This is a genomic window from uncultured Methanobrevibacter sp. (assembly GCF_937881195.1).
In the GTDB taxonomy this organism is placed as follows: domain Archaea; phylum Methanobacteriota; class Methanobacteria; order Methanobacteriales; family Methanobacteriaceae; genus Methanobinarius.
This window is the reverse complement of record NZ_CALGFC010000032.1, coordinates 96485-117458: the sequence shown is the minus strand read 5'-3', so window position 1 is coordinate 117458 and position 20974 is coordinate 96485. Positions and strand designations below refer to the sequence as shown.

General features: G+C 24.6%; 15 protein-coding genes. 3 read left to right on the top strand and 12 right to left on the bottom strand.

Going from position 1 to position 20974, the window contains the following annotated elements; all coding sequences use genetic code 11:
- Positions 1–90: 90 nt before the first annotated feature.
- Both hmdB and hmd read right to left on the bottom strand, forming a co-directional pair.
- Positions 91–1089, bottom strand: coding sequence for a 5,10-methenyltetrahydromethanopterin hydrogenase cofactor biosynthesis protein HmdB (gene hmdB, locus Q0087_RS05355; RefSeq protein WP_297898645.1), 999 nt, complete (start codon positions 1087–1089; stop codon positions 91–93).
- Between the two features lie 507 nt (positions 1090–1596).
- Entirely contained in the window at positions 1597–2631 is a 1035-nt protein-coding gene (gene hmd, locus Q0087_RS05350; protein WP_297898644.1) for a 5,10-methenyltetrahydromethanopterin hydrogenase, read from the bottom strand.
- Between the two features lie 634 nt (positions 2632–3265).
- On the opposite strand from hmd, the gene hmdC reads away from it, so the two are divergent.
- Positions 3266–4771 carry a 5,10-methenyltetrahydromethanopterin hydrogenase cofactor biosynthesis protein HmdC gene (gene hmdC, locus Q0087_RS05345; protein ID WP_297898643.1) on the top strand — a complete coding sequence of 502 codons (1506 nt, stop codon included), beginning with the start codon at positions 3266–3268 and terminating at the stop codon, positions 4769–4771.
- Between the two features lie 482 nt (positions 4772–5253).
- On the opposite strand, the gene Q0087_RS05340 is transcribed toward hmdC, so the two are convergent.
- The 9 genes from Q0087_RS05340 to Q0087_RS05300 form a co-directional block, all read right to left on the bottom strand.
- Positions 5254–6582: a sugar porter family MFS transporter gene (locus Q0087_RS05340; RefSeq protein WP_297898642.1), complete on the bottom strand. Its 1329-nt coding sequence runs from the start codon at positions 6580–6582 to the stop codon at positions 5254–5256.
- Between the two features lie 102 nt (positions 6583–6684).
- Positions 6685–7245, bottom strand: a complete 561-nt coding sequence (locus tag Q0087_RS05335; protein WP_297898641.1) for a GNAT family N-acetyltransferase — start codon at positions 7243–7245, stop codon at positions 6685–6687.
- A gap of 2 nt (positions 7246–7247) precedes the next feature.
- Positions 7248–8132, bottom strand: a complete 885-nt coding sequence (locus tag Q0087_RS05330) for a DUF2156 domain-containing protein (protein ID WP_297898640.1) — start codon at positions 8130–8132, stop codon at positions 7248–7250.
- Positions 8133–8141: 9 nt separating this feature from the next.
- Positions 8142–8597, bottom strand: a complete 456-nt coding sequence (locus Q0087_RS05325) for a MarR family winged helix-turn-helix transcriptional regulator (protein ID WP_297898639.1) — start codon at positions 8595–8597, stop codon at positions 8142–8144.
- Between the two features lie 418 nt (positions 8598–9015).
- Entirely contained in the window at positions 9016–9597 is a 582-nt protein-coding gene (locus Q0087_RS05320; protein ID WP_297898638.1) for a class I SAM-dependent methyltransferase, read from the bottom strand.
- Positions 9598–10426: 829 nt separating this feature from the next.
- A complete protein-coding gene (locus tag Q0087_RS05315) occupies positions 10427–12277 on the bottom strand; it encodes a DNA-directed DNA polymerase (RefSeq protein WP_297898637.1) in 1851 nt (616 codons plus the stop codon).
- A 206-nt stretch (positions 12278–12483) separates the two neighbouring features.
- Positions 12484–13545, bottom strand: coding sequence for an AI-2E family transporter (locus tag Q0087_RS05310; RefSeq protein ID WP_297898636.1), 1062 nt, complete (start codon positions 13543–13545; stop codon positions 12484–12486).
- 202 nt (positions 13546–13747) lie between these two features.
- Positions 13748–14584, bottom strand: coding sequence for a dihydroorotate dehydrogenase electron transfer subunit (locus tag Q0087_RS05305; RefSeq protein ID WP_297898635.1), 837 nt, complete (start codon positions 14582–14584; stop codon positions 13748–13750).
- Between the two features lie 109 nt (positions 14585–14693).
- On the bottom strand, positions 14694–15623 hold the full coding sequence (locus Q0087_RS05300; protein WP_297898634.1) for a dihydroorotate dehydrogenase: 930 nt from the start codon (positions 15621–15623) through the stop codon (positions 14694–14696).
- Positions 15624–16037: 414 nt separating this feature from the next.
- Between Q0087_RS05300 and Q0087_RS05295 the strand changes: the two genes are divergently transcribed.
- Positions 16038–17300: an NOP5/NOP56 family protein gene (locus Q0087_RS05295; protein ID WP_297898633.1), complete on the top strand. Its 1263-nt coding sequence runs from the start codon at positions 16038–16040 to the stop codon at positions 17298–17300.
- A gap of 30 nt (positions 17301–17330) precedes the next feature.
- Positions 17331–17975, top strand: a complete 645-nt coding sequence (locus Q0087_RS05290; RefSeq protein WP_297898632.1) for a fibrillarin-like rRNA/tRNA 2'-O-methyltransferase — start codon at positions 17331–17333, stop codon at positions 17973–17975.
- Positions 17976–18091: 116 nt separating this feature from the next.
- On the opposite strand, the gene Q0087_RS05285 is transcribed toward Q0087_RS05290, so the two are convergent.
- Complete coding sequence (locus Q0087_RS05285) at positions 18092–20032, bottom strand: YhgE/Pip domain-containing protein (RefSeq protein ID WP_297898631.1); 1941 nt, start codon at positions 20030–20032, stop codon at positions 18092–18094.
- Positions 20033–20974 lie beyond the last annotated feature (942 nt).

Genomic DNA, 20974 nt, shown 5'->3' with positions numbered 1-20974 from the left:
ATATTTTATTATATTTAATCATATTAAAGATAAATTATAATATTTTATTATATTTAATCATTATATTTTGCTGAATAAGTAGGCATATTTCTAATTACATTCTAATTTAAGGCCTAATTTATTTAAAATATTTAAAACATCTTCAAGATTTCCGTATGTTGGAGAACCGACTCCTTTCACATCTGTAGGGTAATTTTTAGGAATTACTGTAGCCAAATTGTTAGCTCCTGCCTTTAGAGAATATTCAACATTTTCTGGCCCAATTGTAGGTGTTGGTACAGTGATTCTAATTTTTGGAAATAAAATTCTTGTAATTGCAATAGTTTTCATCTGTTCTCTAATTGAACAAGGGGGATGATTTTCCATTGGAGTGTCTTTGTATGGATTAAATCCCATTATAGGAATTTCTCCTAATGTATTAAACTTTTTAAGGAATAATAAATGATCAATTCTATCTTCATAGCTTTCTCCAAGACCAATAAGTAATCCTGAAGACAATTCAATACCTTCTTCGCAAATCATTTCACAAATTTCAACTCTATCTTGAAGCTTTTCACCAGGTTTAACTTCATTGAAAAGTTCTTCATTAACTGTTTCTAGATTGCAACAAACAGTATCTACATTATATCTTGCTAAATCTTTAATTGCTTCTCTATTTAAATCAGAACCTACATTTACTAATAATTCTAAAGGAGTGTTTTCCTTTACAATTTTTGTAGCTACAACAGCGTGTTTGCCATCATATCCATGAGCTCCTGAGCAACTTATTCTTGGTATTTCACTATCTGCAACACATTTAGCTGCTTCAAGAATTTCACTATCTTTTTTATAAAAACCATGATAGTATCCTTCACTTGAGGTTTTTGTAGCAAAACCACAATATTTGCACTTAGGTTTTACTTTACATATGTTAGTCATATGAATAGTTGATGTTAACTTAATTTGATTGTTTTCACAGTCTCTAATATAAGATGCCACATTCATTAATTTTTCAAGTTCTTTTTCATCTTCAATTTTGAAAAGTTCCAATATCTCTTCTCTTGTAAGATCTTCTCTTCTGTGAACTTTTTTTAATATTTTATCTATCAATTTAACACCAAAATGATTATTTAAGAGTGATACTTAATTTATAATTATAATTTATTTTATTATAATATATTCTTTCTATTATAATATATTCTATTTATTATAATGTATTATGTAAATTTTTTATATTAACTTCTAAATATATTATATTTTTTTAATTACTTTATAATCTATATAGATATTTTATATCTTCTATTGACAATTTATATTTTTTAAAACTCTTTTTTAGTTGATTATATTATTAAATTTTATTTTTTATTTAACTTTTGATATTATTATTTTTATATTTTTTATATTTTTTTTATTTATAAATTTTTTAGAAGATTTTTGTGTTTTTATTTAATATCTAAAATAGATATTTATTGTTTTTAAAAATGGTTTTATAATATTTTATTAATTTTATAAAATTTTTTAACAATATAATATCTATTTAGAATATATAGGCTATCTATTTAGAATTTATAGATTATCTATAGAATGTATAGAATATCTATTTTAGAAAATTAGAAATTATTCTGTTCTTTTTTCTAAAGCTTCTAAAATGGAAGGTAAAATTTCACCAGTTGCTCCAAAATTCATTGAATCAGCAGTTCCTAATAATGCTGCTGGATCTAAGTATTCTTCCATTTTATCGATACCTCTATTATTCATGAGAGTAGTTATTTGTTCTAAGGATTCTTTAGCCATCATTTGTGCAAATCCTGCTGGAGCTCCAAGAACTTTTGTAACTGAATCTCTGTATCCTAAGATACCTGCGTAAGTTATTGCGGTTAAAGCAGAACACATATCACATACTGGACCTAAAAGTTCAGCAGGTAATTCATATGCATTTCCTCTTGCTTTTTGTCCAATCTCAACTAATTTATTTACAGTTTCATCATTTGCATATCCATCTGCAATGTAAACTTGTCCTTTCATCTCAGGAACTGCTCCTGGGTGGTAAGAAGACACATTTACTTTAGGTGCTTGATTCATATCTGCACTTGATAAATCTTCAAAAATAGTTTGGAACATTGTTGTAGGAACGGTACATGCATGTGTTAAAATAGCTCCTTCTTTAATGTTGTCAGAGAATTTTTCAATGATTCCTTTTTGCATATCACCTTTAGGGAACCAAGTCATAATCCAATCAGCATCAGAAACAGCTTCGACATCATCGGTTGTTACATTAAATCCTAAATCTTCTGGATGGGTAAAATGTATAGCACCTTCTGGTGGTTTAGGGACTGTTTTTGCTAATTCACCAACTTTTTCTCTTATTTGAGGCATTATTTTTTCCGGGTTTTCCTTGTGAGCTTCCATAACATCTTCATAACTGAAATCATCTACTACAGTAAATTCTTTATCAAATACAGGATCTGCAATAGTTACATCTTTTATTCCAGCCAATTCCATTAATTCAGCACCCATGGTGACGGTTGAATGTGTCATTGAAATTTCTGGTTTTCCTACTTTTTCTGCTACTTCACAAGCTCTTGAAAAATTAGTTATTCCACTAGCAGCATGTGTTCTGTAACATCCTGCTCCTAAAATTGCTACTTTCATTTTTTTTCTCCTTTTGCTTTATATTAATACTACCTTTTTAAATAAACACAATTAGATGCTTACTGCCTTTTTGTAATATCTATAATTAGTAATACTAATTGCCGATTTAATATTATGTAGTATATTTACCTTTTTAGTATTTATACAATATAAACATTTAGGTATTATATTTATTTATTTCAAGTATTATTACATTTTAACAATGCAAATAATACTAGTTAAATAAAAATTTTTCATTTTTTTTAAGTGAGTATGGTATGCTTTAGAAAAAATAAGTCATCAAATTCTATCATTTTAGTATTACTTTCTAATTTATAAAGAAATGAATGATAGTCTTTATAAATAGTAATATTTATATATCCTATAACCTAATTATTATTAATAATTTATTTAAAATAAATATTATTAACTATATTAAGTCAGCATAATACTAAAACTTATAAATTCTAGCTATACATGGAAAATTTACTCAATTAATATAAAAGTAGATTTTACATATTAATATAAAACTACAATAATTATTATTAAACAATTAATGTTATAAAGCTATCTAAATAAATTTCATCTTGCGACAAATTCAATTAGTATATTTATAATATTTATAAATTATATAACAAATATTTTGTGTGATTGGATGTATGATTTAATTAAAGAATCTATAAATGATTATGATGCAGCATTAAAATTAGCTAAATCTCAAAAAAACATTGTAGAAGTTGTTGATGCTATTTCAGAATTATCAAAAGAAGATGCTATGAAATTAGGAACTAATTTTAAACGTTTTCCTTTAGGCTGTGATTTAACTGAAGTAGTGGTTGGAACTTGTGCTTCTGACCTTGAAAAAATTGATCTTCTAGGAAATTGTATATTGGCTAATAATATTGGAGCACCTATTCATATTTGTGCATATGCATTTTCAGATATTGGTGAAAAATATGGTGAAAAAGGCATTGATATAATGGAAGAGGTTTATAATTTAACTGATGTTCCTTTAGATTTGGATCACTTTGGAAAATATGGTGCAATGAAATTTCCAAAAGAAATTGTTAAATGTGGTGGAGATTGTTATAATAAAGGTGATTCTTCTTCTGGTTGTCCTAAAGATAGGATACATAAAAGATTGATTGAACAAGAAATAGAAAGGGAAGAAGATAAAGAAGAATGGATTAAATTATCTTCTTCAGTTGCTGTAAATTTAACCAGTGAGCAAGGAGGGGTTGGACATTCTGCTCCATTTGAAGAAGCAGAATATGTGGCAAATTTAGCTAAAAAACATGGAAAAGCTCTTGAAACAATAATGTTTGTTGGAGATGGCTATGATGATTTGATCACTGGTTTTGAAAAAGCTATAGATATCAATTCGGATATATTTGTAATAGAGGGAGGTCCATTTAATTCATCAAAAAATCGTGTTGAAGCATTTTCTAAGGCAATTGCAATGTCTAGAGTTTTATGTCCTGGAAAAGTTGTAGCTACTAATGGAGCATATGAAAATGAATGTAGGGCAGGATTAAGGGCAGGACTTAATATTATTATTTCAGGTTTTCCAAATAACCATCATGGATATATGTGTGGATATTCTCCAGGTTCTGCAAAAAGGGGAAAGTTTGGCTTACCTCGTGTTTTAAAAATTATAAAAGAAGAAATTAAAAATAGCCCAGTTAATGCACCTATTGGTAGGGGTGAGCTTCTAGCACTTACAAAAGCAGTTAAATTATCAGGACCCGAAAATATATATCCAAAAAAAATAGGTTCTTTTACTGTTGGTGATGCACATTGGGGTGCAATTACAAATTCAAAAATGTATAAAAACATGCCGATTGAAAAGACAATTTCAGATATTAAAGAAGAGATAAATGGAGATTCTGTTACTCTTTTAGGTGGAAGATTCCTTTCATGGGTTTTAGCTAAAGAGATAGAAGGTTATGTTGATGAAATTGTTATAACTGACATTGACCCATTTGTGGAAAAAGCTACAGTAAATAATTTACAAGAGGAATTGGGTATAAATGTAATTTCTGGGAATTCTGATGATATAAATTCTGCTTCATTATCTAAAACTTCTATTATAACATCTACAGTACCGGGAATTGCTCAAAATATAACAAAAAAAGTTCCAAATGCTTTGAGCTTTTTATAATTATTTTTATTTAATTTATCTATTTTTTAATTATTTTTATTTATTAAATTATTTTTATTTATCTATTTTTTAATTATTTTTATTTATTAAATTATTTTTATTTATCTATTTTTTAATTATTTTTATTTATTAAATTATTTTTATTTGTCATTTTTTTAATTTATTACTTTTTCTAAAATTTTTTAGTTTTTTTATTATTTTTTTAAATATTATTTGTATTTTTTAATACTTTTTTAGAATTATTACTTTTTATTTAAATAAAATAGATTTAGTAATACTAAATATTTATATAGTATGAATTATAATATTGATATTGTGTCTGATAGAATATATTAGATACTTTAAAGTAATTTCTCAGTTGATAATATAAAAAGTCATCATCATCAATGATAATTATAAACTATTTTTTTCGCTCTTAGTTTTATTAATCAGCTGAGAATTTATATTTATATTTATATTTATATCTATATCTACGAAATTTACTATTTTGAATTCAATTCTATCTCTATCTGTTCTAGAGATTTATTTTTAGTCTCTGGTATGTAAAATTTAACAAATATTAGTGATAAAAAGCTAAATATTGCAAAAAAGCCAAATAATATAGATGCTCCTATATTATTAATTATATATGGGGAAAATTGTATTACTACAAATGCAGATAACCAATTTATTGCAGCAGTAAAAGACATTCCAATTCCTCTAAAATTGTTTGAAAATATTTCGGAATTTATAACTCCTAGAATAGGCGCAAAAGAAGCACCATAAAATGCAATATAACCTAATAGGGCAATTAATATTAAAATATTATTTTGACTTAAACTAAAACCATAAACCAAATATGATAAAGTTAAGGTCATACCTATTGAACCATATATAAGCAATATTTTACGGCCTTTATTATCAATTAACCAAATAGCAATAAATGTAGATAAAAAATTAACGAAACCTATCAAAATTGATTGAAGTAGTGCATTTTGTGTTTGAATCCCAATGTTCTCAAAAATAGATGGGGCATATGCAATTATTGCATTTATACCTACAACTTGTTGAAAAATAGCTAAAATAATCCCAATTATCATTATTTTTTTAATTTTCCCTTTAAAAAAATCTTTAAGTTTTACTTTATTTTTCATTGATAAAGATTCTTCAATTTTCATTATATGTTCTTTTGCTGATTTTTTCCCTTCTATATTCTTGAAAATAGTTTCCGCTTCTGATTTTTTTTTATTAATTACTAACCATCGCGGGCTTTCAGGTAATGATTTTATGGAGAAAATCATATAGATAATACTAAAAATAATGGGAATGGCCAACATATATCTCCAAGAATTATTTGTATAAATTATCAAATAATCAAAAATATATGCCAAAAGAATTCCTATCACAATAGCCAGCTGATTTAAAGAAACAAGTTTTCCCCTAATCTTTTGAGGAGAAATTTCTGAGATATATACTGGCCCTAAAAATGATATTGTTCCAACTGATAATCCACCAATAAAACGATAAAATATCAATGTTGTTGGTGAAGTGGATAATGCACTTCCTAATGAGGATATAATAAATATAAATGATGTTAAAATTAGTATTTTTCTTCTTCCATGTTTTTCTGATAAATATCCTAATATTAATGAACCTATTATACAACCGATTGTTAGTGAACTTACTACTAAACCTATTTCAATATCATTTAGATTAAATACTTCCTGAATGTAACTAACTGCACCAGAAATCCCTGCAATATTAAGACCGCAAACAATTCCTCCAGTCATCACAATAAAAATTATCCAATATAAATGTTTATAGTTTATCATAGGGTTGAGAAATTATCTTATTTATTTATAATCTATAAAAATTATAATCTATAAGAATATTTTTTGTTTATAAAAAATCATACCTATTTTTATTAAATATGCCTATTTATTTTCTTCATTAAATTCTTTTTTTAATATATCCATATAAATCTCATCATAAACATTATTATTTATTGGATATGCTTCTCTTCGACGCCCAATTGTTTTAAATCCAATTTTTTTATACATATCTATTACTTTCTCATTGAAGTCGATAGCATATAACATAATATTGTTTAGATTTAAAATATTAAATGCAAATTTAAGAAGCAAATTAGCAGACTCTTTACCATAACCTTTTGATTGAAAAGATTTGTCTAATAAAAGACCTAAAGTAGCTTTTCCATGAACAAAATCTACATCATATAATAACCCAATTCCAATAGCTTGATCACTTTCAAAAGTCTCTCCTTTTTTTACTATAACAAAGAAAAACTTATCATTACTATTATTATAATCTTCAATATATTTTTCCTGTTTTTCATCATTAAAGGCTATATGGCTTCTACCAAATGTTAAATTAATTTCAAAATCATTTAACCAATTATTATATAGATATAAATCCTTTTTTTGACTTAAACTTAAAAATATTCTCTCACCGTCTAGTTTATTAACATAAGGCATATTTAAACCCCTATCTTAGCAATATATTTGGATAATAGCAAATCTGGCCGATATGTTAATTTTGCTTGTCTTAAACCTTCAATTCCAAGATCTTCTTCACGGTTAATAAATTTATAATCTGACCATTGTTTTTCACAGAACTCTTGATTGATGCAATTATAAATGCCTTCAAATCTTGCATCTGCTCTTTCACAATGAATAATGACAGTATTTTTGGTCAATTCTTCTCCAGTAGATACTCCAACAATTTTGCCATCAACTCTAATAATACAGCCTTTAATACCTAATTCAAACAAATTGTCAAACATCTCTTCCATAGCTATAATCTCATCTAAATCATTGTTTGAATTTTTAATGATATTTATGGTAAATTCCTTAGCTTCTATTAAATTATTTCTATTAATTTCTTCATATGTATATTCATAATTTTCCCTAAATTTTTTAACCCATCTACGTTTGTTACGTAATTTAGAACCTGATAATGTAATTAATTTATTTGAATTATAAATATAATCAAATGAATCTCTGTCTTCTATTAATATAAAATCTTCTAAAGTTTTTTCTAAACATTTTTTCATTTCAGGAAGTAATGGTTTAATGATTAATTCATTTCCTTCTTTTTTGAAAATTTCTTTTATTAAAGACAGTGAATCTTTTATATCACATCCTCCATATGGAAAATGACAAAATGGTTTCTTACTATTTCTTAATTTACCTTTTATACATAAACAATTTTTAATTATTGCATATTCATATTCATAGGTATTTCTCCACATGAAAAGATTAGAAAAATTCTTTTCAGCATTATTAAAATTAGTTTTATTAAAATAATCATCAAATATCTTTTTATCTGATAAAGTTATTGGTTTGAAGTTTATATCTTTCATCTTATCCTATCAATCCTTTTTTATTAATTCTAAACAGCTAACACATGCTTTATTTAATATTTCAAAAAGTTTTTCTTTTTCAATATCCATCTCTTTACAGATATGATTTTCCCATTGGATTTCTTTTTCAATTATGTCTTCAACAACTTCTTTTCCTTTTTTTGTTAAAAACAATTTGTAAGAACGTCTATTATTATCATCAATTTTCTTAATAATTAGTTTTTTATCTTCTAATATTCTAAGAGACCTAGATGCTCCACATTTATCAGTACCACAAGCTGAAGCTATTTTTCTTTGAATAGAACCTTCGTCATGATAAATGTGTAAGATTAGTTCATATTGGTTATAACTAATGTTTTTTTCTTTTAAATAAGGGCTTATGAATGCTTGATGAGATTTATTAAGAATTAAAATATAACAATTCAAATAATAACTCATATTATCCATATTTTTAATTTTTTCCATTTTAAAACTCTAAAAATTTTTGTTTGCTCTATTTCAAAATAAAATAAAGCATATAATATTATATGATTTTTATAATATATAATTGTTATCATTGACAATAATTATCATTAACAATAATTATCATTGTTAATAATTTTCATTGATAAAGTTATTTATTATTGATAAAATTAGTTTATATGGTTCAGAATATTAAAAAAGAGCAATATTTTTTAATAGCTTTTTAAAAAAAATTAATTTTAATTTATTATTAAATAAAAATAGTTTTAAATTATTATTTTGAAGATTTGGTTTTTATTTATAATAAATTATAAATCTTATTAAAAAAGTTTGAAAAGCACTTTATTTTCTATTAGCTAAAATATTAATTAAAAAAATTTATAGTTTATTCTTATTATAAAATTATTTTAAGAAATTTATATTATGAATTGTAAAAAATCCCATACATATTTAGATATTTTTCTTCGATTAAATCAAATTTGTCATATTTCTGAACATGAAAACCTATTGATTTTAACCGATTGGAAAAGTCAATTCCATATGATCTAACAGGTTTCATTTGCCCATTAAATTCTCTTTCTTCTGTTTTATCTAGGTTTTTGAAAATTGGTGATACAATAACCACATATGCACCAGTTTTAGCAGGTTTAATTACTCTATAAATTTCTTCTAGTGCTCTCATATCATTGGGAAGATATTCTAAAACATGGCTAAGAAAAACAACATCAAAACTATTATTTTTGTATGCCATATCCTCTATATCAAAATAATTAGAGTTTTTGTCTTTTTTGTTAATTTCTACAGGCCAATGATCAATATTGGAGTGTTTTTCAAATAAATCTGAAAAAATATATTTTGGATTTATATGGAGCAATTTAACATTTTCTTGAAAAACATTCACGACATTCTTGAATATTAGAAATGTTAATCTATCTCGCTCTAATGAACCACAGTGGGGACATCTAGCATTTTTTCTATTGTCTGCACCATATTGTAAAAACACATAAGACTTTTTACCACAAATTGGACAATATTTATTTATATTTTCTTTTTCGGCGATTTCTTCTAAAAGTGTTTCAATTGATATTAATTTATGATTTATAGATTCTATTTTTGATTCAGCGGAATTAATTTTCTCGTATTCTTTTTCATGTAATTTGGTTGATTTTAGGTATGTATTAATTGCTTTATTAGTTTTTTTAATGAAATTTATTGGATTTTTAATGCTAAATCCCCCCTTTCATTTAATATAATATATTTATGAATTTTTTATTATATTTTATTATATTAATTATACCTTTTTATTATATAGTTAACAATTAGTATTAACTTTTATTTAGTAAGATATATTAATTCTTAAATTGATAAATTTTTAATATTAAATAAAAATGATTTATATTATTTATATAATATTCTTTAAATATCAAAAATTTTAAAGAAAAACTAATATTTACTAATTTCCAGTACTTTAAATGTTAATAATTAAGATTGTTCTTTTAAAAATATAAATTTAGTTATATAAATTTATATCTTGTATATTATTATTTGTATTTTTTATAATATAAATGAAACTAAAATAATTTGAAATAAATCAATATTTTTTATTAACTTTAGAACATTTGATGGAAAAACTAAAAGATTTATAAAAAGTAATTTTTATTGTATTATATTTATTAATAAAATATTTATTAATAAAATCAAGATTTATTAATGAAAATCAGGAATAATTAAATTTAATAAAAATGAATATAGTTAAATTTAATAAATTTTAGCATAATTAATTTTAATAAAATTAAATAGTATAAACTTTTATGATATATTTCATATTATACTCATTTATCTGAATGATCATATTTTGCATAAAACCCATCTGTATCTGCATAAATTGCTTTAAATCCATATTCTTCTGCTTTTTTCATAGTTTCTTTTATATAATCTCTTCCCCATGCAGTGATGGATTCTGCACATTCCATTGAGTACCATCTAAACCTTGAAAATCCATAAATTCCATACATTGTGTTTGCCAAACGTTTCAATGCATCTTGTTGTACTTTCAATATTCTTTTCTCAGTTTCATCATTTGATTCTTTCATTTGTTTTTTTATTTTCAATCTTTCACTAATAACATTTCCAATTACAGAGGGGATAAATCCTACTGGATTCTTTGCAAATTTATTATTGTACTCTGGAGAAATATTGAAGTCATTTTCATTTATATCTTCTTTATTAAGATAATTAGCTATATTGTATTCTTCGCCTAAATGACTTTTTAATAAAACATCTGGAGAAACATTTTTTGAAATTATTATACTGGGATATAGGCTTCTAAAATCAAATTGTACTAAATTATCATGTAATCCTTTTTCTGGCTCTTTTACATAACCTCCAACAGCACTTTCTGATTTTCTTGAAGAGAATTCTCCACCTGTAGGTTTATTTGGAACAAGTTCATTATATTCATATGCCTTTCTCACTAAATACCATTCAGCTTGTTGTCCTGTAGCCATACGAGTTAAATCAAATAATGGTTGGCCAACTATTCTTGTAAGTTCTAAACTAAGGGGTAATGTTTCTTCAGCTATTTTTAAAGTTGATACAACATCATCTAAAGAATATTTAAATAGATTTGTTAGTTCTTCTCCACCATTGTCCCAAAATTGGTAAATTCTATCTCCAGCTACTTCAATTTTCTCTTCACCAAATAATTCAAAATAAACTCTTTCTAAAGTGTATCTATCTAAACTTATGTATCTTCTCATAACTAGGTATAAATCTACATGTATAAGTCCTTTAAATGATGCAGCATTTGTGTAACCTCTTCTTAAAAATTTTAGATCCGAACCATCCATTCCAAAATCAAGTTTTATATCATAAATTCCTGCCCTATCTTTAAGATAGGGAAAATCAAAATTGTCAGAATTATAACCCACAATAATGTCTATATTATTACTTTTAACAATATTTGCAAATCTTTTTATCATATCCTTCTCTGATGAAACGGTTTCTACAAATTCTAAATCTTTCCCTTTTGTAGAAATTACTTTTTCAATACCAAAATTACTGGAAATACCAATCATTATTATTTCATCATTTTTTGAATTAGGCATACCATCAGGATTTCTAACTTCTAAATCAAAACTCAATATTCTTAAACTTGGAAATTCACTATCAACTGTTTCTGGGGGTTTCTCTAGCTTTATTATTTCTAAATCACTATCTTTAGATTTTATGGTTGGAAAAGAATTGATTAATTCTCCTGAAAGTTTAATTTCGGACATTGGAAAAATATCATTATCTATAAGATATCTTCTGTAAAATGGGATATCATGTTCACGAATATCATCTACAGATTCAAGATCTTTTATAATTTCTCTTAATTTTGGAACATCTTGTGGATGTTTGAAGGTTACTTTTAGAAATTCTCCTTCAATCTGAAATCTCTTTTTTCTAACTTTTTCTACCTTTTCAGGCATTGGGGTTAATTTTTCAAGATCTTCTTTACATTTTTCTATATTATTAGTTATTAAATATATATATGGCTCGAATGTTTCATCTAGGGCTATTATTTTTTTTTCCCCAGTTTTACCATTTTCTTCTTTTATTTTTCCAAAAAGTCGTATCACTGCTTTTTCTTCATGTGTTATATAATCAATGTCCAATAATATAATATTTTTACTTTCCATAATTGATCTTTCCACAATTCATGATTGTATCTATATAATTATCTTTATTATCTATATTAATAATCTATACTCTATATTAATTATCATTATATTATCTATTAATGATTCATATATTATCTATTTTTACATTATATGTCTTCATATTATCTAATTTCGCATTAAATATCTTTATATTAATTATTTCTATACTAATTACATCTATTTTTTCATATTGTTTCACCATTAATTTCTGAAGTTAACTTTTCTTTTTCATTTTTGTATGTTTTAACAACTGCATAAGTAATTCCTAAAATTAAAGGTCCTAATATAAATCCTATTAGTCCAAAAACAATTGGTCCTGCTACAAAACCAAGTAAAAGTATCATCGGATGAATATCTACATATTTTCCAGAGAGAGTTGGTCTTATATACATGTCGCTCAAACTAAGACCAAAACCAAATAAAAGAACTATAATTCCTCTAACATAATTTCCTGATACTATATCATATATGAATAATGTAGTATAAACTGGCCAAGGTCCAATAACAGGTATTAATTGGCAAACTCCTGTTAAAATTCCTAAAAATAATGCATATGGATATCCTAATATGAAAAATCCAATAGTTGCTATAACTCCTATAATAAATCCTGTTAAAAAATGCCCATAAAATATGCTCTTTAATACAGTTTTAATCTCTTTAACCATATTTCCAAAGAATTCATGTTTATTTTCTGGAATAAATGCTTTAACATAAGATTTAATTTTATGTCCATCTCTTGAAAAATAAAATATTGAAAATATTAAAACAAATATCTGAACCATAACAAATGGTAATGATTTCACAAATTCTATGAAATATCCAAAGAATAATTTTAATATATCATTTACTAACTCTGTTAGAGTACTAGTAATGGATTGAGTTGATGACTGCATTTCAACAGGTATATAACCATTAATAATATCTGTAGCTTGATTAAGGCTTATTTGATTTAAAATATTGTGATTATTATTAATAAAAGTGTAGGATAAATCAATAGTAACTGAAAGTGTGTAAGCAAATAGTAATATTAGTGGAATAACTACAATTATTATGCTTATTATAATTGAGATTGAAGGATATTTAATTTTTGATTCTATTTTCCTTTTTATTGGTTTTAATCCATAAGCTATTATTATTCCTAAAATCACCATGTTTAATATAGGAATTAATGTAAATAGGGATATTATTAATAATACTGCTATTATAAACAAAGATGAACCAACTGTGTCGAAAATTTTTTCCTTCAATTTAACACCATTTAAATAATTTTCATACTACTTATTTGATTAGCAGTATTTTTAATATTTTAATATTCTTAATTAATTTAATCTTCTTAATAATTTAATAATTCTTAAAATTTAATAATTCTTAATTAATTTAATATTTTTAATAATTTAATATTTTTAATTTTTATATTTGAAATTGTGAAAAACGAGATAATTTATTTAATTAATAAAATTCTTTTTCTCCTGATGCATTTCGATGATATTTTGCAAATTCTCCAATTTTTTCTAAATCTTTATTTGAAAAAACAGGCCCTTCTATACAAATTCTCCAACCAGTATTGTCAACACAGCACTGTCCGCATATTCCCATTGCACATTTCATATATCTTTCCATAGAATACTGTGCAGGTATATTTTTAGCTTCAAGCAAATCAAAAACACCTTTCATCATTAACTCTGGCCCACAAACAACTGCTAGGTCATAATTTTTATTTTTAAGTAATTCAATAACTCTATGGGTTGCATATCCTTCAAATCCACAAGTTCCATCATCAGTACATGTAAAAATATTCATATTATTCTTATTATTTTTTAATTTGTTTGAAAATAATAGTTCATTTTTTGTTACAGATGCACAAACAACATCAATATTTGCTTTTTCATTAGCATAATCTGCAAAACAAGCTATAGGGGCCATGCCAACTCCTCCACCAATAGCTAATATGTCTTTATTTTCTATTTCTAATGTATTAAAACCATTTCCATAAGGTCCTCTAATACCTAATTTATCTCCAACAGATAATTTGTGTATGTTTGAAGTGAATTTTCCAACATTTTTAATAGTAATTCCTATTTTTTCGTTTTCAATATCTATAATAGAAATAGACATTGGTTTTTCATCAGTTTTATTTAAAAAATTCCAAACCATTACAAATTGTCCTGGAAAAGGAATTTTGTCCTTTTTCATTTCCCAGTCGAATATGAAAGTTTTAATAGTTTCAGTTTCAGAAATTATCTCTTTAATCTCTAAAATATTATAATTATTTATAATTTTATTCATTAAAATCTCCTTTAAGAGGTATTATTTATTCAATGTTTTTAAAACTTTTATTTAATACTTATTAAGGTCATAAATTAATTTTCTTGTTTATTTCATTATATTGTTATTTTTATTCTTTATTTGCATACCCAATCATTTCATTTATATTTTCAAAACCATTTTCTCCCATAAAAGATTTTAATTTTTTTGCTATTATTGAAAATATTTCTATTCCTTGGTACATTATTGAAGTGCCTATTTGAACAGCTGAAGCTCCAGCATATAAAAATTCAACAACATCTTCATGATTAGATATTCCTCCAACTCCTATAATTGGAATATTACAATTAGCATAAGTATCATAAACACACCTTATAGCTATTGGTTTAATCACTGGACCAGACATTCCTCCAAATTTATTTGAAAGAATGGGTGTTCTTGCATTTATATCAATTTTCATTCCAGGACCAACTGAGTTAATAAGTGTTAATCCATCAGCACCTGCTCTTTCTGCAGATTTTGCTATTTGTGTAAGGTCAGTCACATTAGGTGTTAATTTAGCTATAATTGGAGTATTAGACTCTCTTGCATTTTTCGAAGCTTTTACAATTTCATATGTGAGATCAGGATCTTGACCAATAGCTGCTCCACACCCACTCATTGCATGTGGGCAAGAAACATTTAATTCAATCATATCAACGAGAGATTCTATTTCATTTATTATATATGTAAATTCTTCAGGATTTGATCCATAGATAGATCCAATGATAATATTTTTATGTCCTTTGTCATTATTTCTTTCAATAAGTTTTAATTCACTTTTAAAATTTAAAACGCCCGGGCTTGAAAGACCAATGGCATTTATGATTCCTCCTTCAACTTCCGCGGTTGTTGGATTTTTGTATCCTTTATTAGGGTTAACTGAAAATGATTTTGTCACGACTCCTCCTGCACCAGACTCTAAAATCCAATTTAATGAGGAAGCAGTACTTCCCATAACTCCTGCGGCTAATAAAAGAGGATTTTGAAATTCAATTCCACAAAAATGTGTTTTTAACATATGTACTCTCCATGATGATTAATATTATTTTTTTAATTTATTAATATGATATCTATAATAATAATAATAATATAAAATAATTGAATTTTTATTATATTCATATTATTTTTAATTATTATAAAATTGTTCTAATATTGCCTAATTTTATTTTAGATTGTATGAAATTATTCTAAATATTAATTAAAATTATTAGATTATTGGGGTATTTTACTACTAAATAATTATTTTTATATTATTATTTTTATATTATTATTTTTATATTATTATTTTTATATTATTAATTAATAGATTAATTTCTAATTAATATTTAAATATTAATTTGGTAAACATTATAATTTGACAAATATAATTTTTTATTTATAGTATATCTTTAGATAATGTAAGATTTATAATTATGTAAACTAAAATAATATTATGGAAATTTATGTAACAAATTCTATTGCAGGTTTCATTGCTTTTGATGAAAATTTTAATATCATTGAATATAATCTTTTTAAAGAAGAAGAAATTCCATCAAACATTGTTAAAATGGAAAATAATGAAATTTTGATTGAAGAAATAGATTTGATAAGAAATTTATCTAAAAATTATGATAATATAATTATCGAGACGAATAGAAATCTTTCTAACTATATTTCTCATATTGGAATAGAAGAAAAGGATAAAATTAAGATAAAACTTCCAAACAATGGGGGGGAATATTTAAGATCCAATACTGATGATATATTATTTGAAATAGGATTTTTTGGATCAGATGAATTAGATAATAAATCTAAATTAAACTCTATCTATAATAAAATAGCTGTTTTTAAAATGAAGGAATCTTCTAAAGATGAAGATAAATTAATTATTCAGGCTATTAACTCTATTGATGAAATTGACGAATCTATTAGTAAACTTGTAGAGAGAATTAGGGAATGGAATGTGATATATTTTCCCGAAATTGATATAATTCATAATAATGAAAGTTTTATTAATATAATTGCAGAAAATAAAAATAGGGAAGAAGTTATTGAATCTCCGCCAGAGGTTATTTTAAAAAATAATGATATTGATATTAATGAGGGGAGTAATGGTGCAGATGTGGAGATTGAAGATATAAATATGATAAATGATTTTGCAAAATCAATACAATCTTTACAGAAAACTAGAAACAAAACTGAAGATTATATTGATAAAAAGATGGAGAAATTAGCTCCTAATTTGAGGGATCTATTAGGGTCTTCACTCGCTGCAAAGTTAATTGCTCATATTGGAGGTATTAAAAATCTTTCAATGTATTCTGCAGCTACTATTCAAATCATGGGTGCTGAAAAAGCTTTATTTAGGCATCTTAAGACTGGAGAAAGACCCCCTAAGCATGGACTACTCTTTCAACACCCTCAAGTAAGGACAAGTAATTGGTGGATTAGAGGGAAGATAGCTAGAACATTAGCTTTAAAAATAGCTTTGGCTGCAAGAAAAGACGTTTTTTCTGGGGAATTTGACCCAAACATCAATGAAAGTTTTCTTAATAGGGTAGAACAAATCAAAAAGGAAAATCCTTTTCCAAAAAAGACAACAAAAAGAAGAAAAGAAGAAAGAGATTTTGAAAAAGGTAAAAAATCTAAGCCTTATAAAACAAATAAAAAGAAAAAAAAGAGAAAGTCCAAGAAGAAAAAAGGAAAAAAAAGATAGAATTCTATTTTGTATAACGAATTGATTATTATGATTATTTACATTAAAGATGGTATAATAGCTACTGAAAACATTGTTCTTGGAAAAAGAGTATATGGTGAGCAGCTATTTGAAAAAGAGAGCATTGAATATAGACAATGGAATCCAAACCGTTCAAAATTAGCTGCTGCTTATTTAAATGGCCTTAAAGAACTAAAAATTCAGGAAAATTCTAAAATATTATATTTGGGGGCATCAACTGGCACGACTGTTTCACATATATCAGACATAGCTAAAAAAGGATCTATTTATGCATTAGAATTTTCACCAGTTAGTATGAGGAAGTTAGTTCGTTTATGTGAAAAACGTCCGAATATTGGTCCAATTTTGGGGGATGCTACTAAACCAAAGATTTACTTTAATTTAGTTTCAAAAGTAGATTTGGTTTATTGTGATGTTGCTCAACCAAACCAAACAGATGCATTTATAAAAAATATGAATTTATTTCTAAAAGAAGATGGTTTTGGTATTATAATGATTAAATCAAGGAGTATTGATGTTAATCAGAAGCCGCAGAAGATATTTAAACAGGAAGAAAAAAAATTAAAAGAAAAAGGGTTTAAAATAGTAGAAAAAGTGAAACTTGAGCCTTATGAAAAAGATCATATTTGTTTTGTTGTTGAAAAAATATTTTAGATAAATATTACCTTAGATATTAATCTTTTAAGATAAAGGAAAGTTTATAATTATATATTTTATAATTAAATTTTTTATAATTAAAACTTTTTTATATAATTATAATTAGATTATTTCTAGAATAATCCACTATCCTCTAGTTTGTCTTCCATTAATTTTGCATATTTTTCTAATTTCTCTTTAACTAATAGAGTTATTAAGAATGCAGCAATTGGGTATATTGTTAATATGAGTATATTGTATATATAATTACTCCAATAAACTCCTCCCATCACCTCTCTTAATGCCTCAATACCATATGTTAAAGGCAATAAGGAGTGTATAAATTGGAAAAATGGGGGTAATAACTGTATTGGGTATGTTCCTCCTGTTGCGGGAATTTGGAAAACAAGAAGGACAATAACGAGTGCTTTTCCAGAATTTCCTAGTGTCGAAATTATGGAATATATAGTTATCATGAGACATAATCCAATATAAAATGTTGTTATTATAAATAAAAAGGTTGAACTAATGTTCAATCCTAGTAATAATAAACCTAAAATGATTATTAATGATTGTAATATGCTTATTATAAGGAATAATCCCATTCTTCCAAGATATACACTTTCAGGATCAAATTTTTGTATATTACTATTTAGGGAATGATTCATAGGATTAAATCTTGGATTTGGCTTAAATCTTGTACTTACCATTGCAGATGTAATAACACAACCTACCCATAATGCTAAACATATATAAAATGGAGCTACTCCCTCTCCATAACTAGAAATAGGATATATTTTTTTTTCTTTAACTTCTACAGGGCTTTTAAAGTAGTTATCAATACTATCTAAGTTTGTATTTGAAAGTTGGGTTAGTTCACTATAATCTACACTATTAATTTTACTCGTAGCCTCTTCAATATATTTTTTAGCTACTGGCCAATTAGAGTTTGCATAATTAATACCTTCTGAAGCGACTTTGATTTTATTATTAATTGTCTCTTTGTTGTTATTGAGAGTATTGACATTTTTATCTAATTGATTTATAAGACTATTAAGTTTAACCAATTTCCCTTTATTGTGGCTTATATCATCAATATTTTTCTCAATATCTTGTAATACAGTTAGCATACTATTTGCTAAATAAAGATCTTCTTCCACATCGCTTATTATAGGTTTTAGACTTTCATCTTTTGTTAAATTGTAAAGATCATTTAAAAAAACATCTGCAATTTTTAAAATTTGAATAACATCATTAACTTTAGTCTCCATTTTTTTTACAGTCGTTAATGCTTTTTGAGGGTTTGATGCAATTTGACTATATAACTTATCATAATCAGTTTTTAAACCATCTGTGTCTTTTTTAAGTTGGGGTAAGTCTTTATAGATACTTGACCATACATTATTAATAACGCCCATATCTTGTTGCCCACTGTTTAAATAAGACCCAATACTGCTAGTTTTACTATTTAAATTATTTAAAAAACTTTTCAAATTATTAAAATTTTCTTCATTATTCTTAGCTACTTCTCCGATATTATATAATTTATTAAATATGATATCATCAATAGTCCTAGTAACTTCTTCATTAATTGATGATTGGATATTATTAGCACCAGTTTTAGTTATTCTTGAAGCAATTGGATTCATTTTATCATTTGTAATAAAAGTTATCTCTGATTTGTCTGGATTTAAACTTTCAATTGATAATAAAGTTTTACTAAAATTCGACGGGATTATAATCATTCCATAATATTTTTCTTTATTTAGTCCTTCCATTCCCTCTTGATAACTTACAAATTCCCAATCAAATGTTTTATTTTCTTTTAATCCATCAACTAACATATTTCCGGCATTAAAATTTTCACCATTTGTTGAGTATCCTAAATCCTGATTTACAACTGCTATTTTTAAATTAGCTGTATTTCCATATGGGTCCCAGTTAGCTTCAATGTTTACTATTGCATAAAGGGAAGGGATTATTATTATGGCTAATAGAACTATAATTACTACTGGGTTACTAGCTACAGTTTTTATATCGCTCTTAAATATGTTTAAAGCTTTTTTAAGTGTCATTTACTAATCCCTTTTCTTAATATAATAAAAAATAATCTAAAAATTGAATAATTTTTATTTAGCTATTATTTTAAAATTATTATAATCTTTCATTTTTTTTTTAAATGTTTTTAAATTTATTTAATATTAATTTTAAGGCATATTATAGATTTTTTGATATTATTAAACAATGATCAATGATTTTAAAAATTAATACAATAAGAAAAACAAAATATGATAAAATATGAATATAAAAATTATCCATTTACAATCTATAAATGATGTCTATTTTCTTTCTAATTTCTACTATATAAAATTAACCTATATTAACTAAAAGAATTAAAATATTTCTTAAATTAATATATTTGTTGATAATATTTACTAAAATGGAATTATTATTAATAATATCTAATAAAATATGATAATTATCGATAATATTCATTAAAATTGGATATTTATTAAAAATAAATTGGTTTATCCTTTTAATAATAATTAAAATTAGTTTTATGATGATTTAAACTTTTTTATAAACTTAAACTGGACTAAAAATTATATTATCTCAATTTACTAATTAATTTTATATCTATCTTTAAAATTTTAGCATTAGAAAGTATTACATTAGAAAGTATTATTAAAAATATTCTTAAAATTTTTTCATAGGACATATAGAATATAGATTTAAGAACACATTGAATTAAAATAAAATAATTTTAATATTTAATAAATTTGATGTTTGTTTTTTGTATCTTGTAATTTTTTTAATACTTTGAAAATTTTATTCCCGAAAATACCCTCTAATGCAATATATTGTTATTATTTAAATAAGATTAATAATTACTCAATGATTATATGTTTTTTCATAAAAAATATCTTTTTAAAAAAATTCAAAAAAGTATTACTAAAGAAAGCTTTTTATACTAGTATTACTATAAGTATATTTGCTAATGCAATATAAGGAAAAAG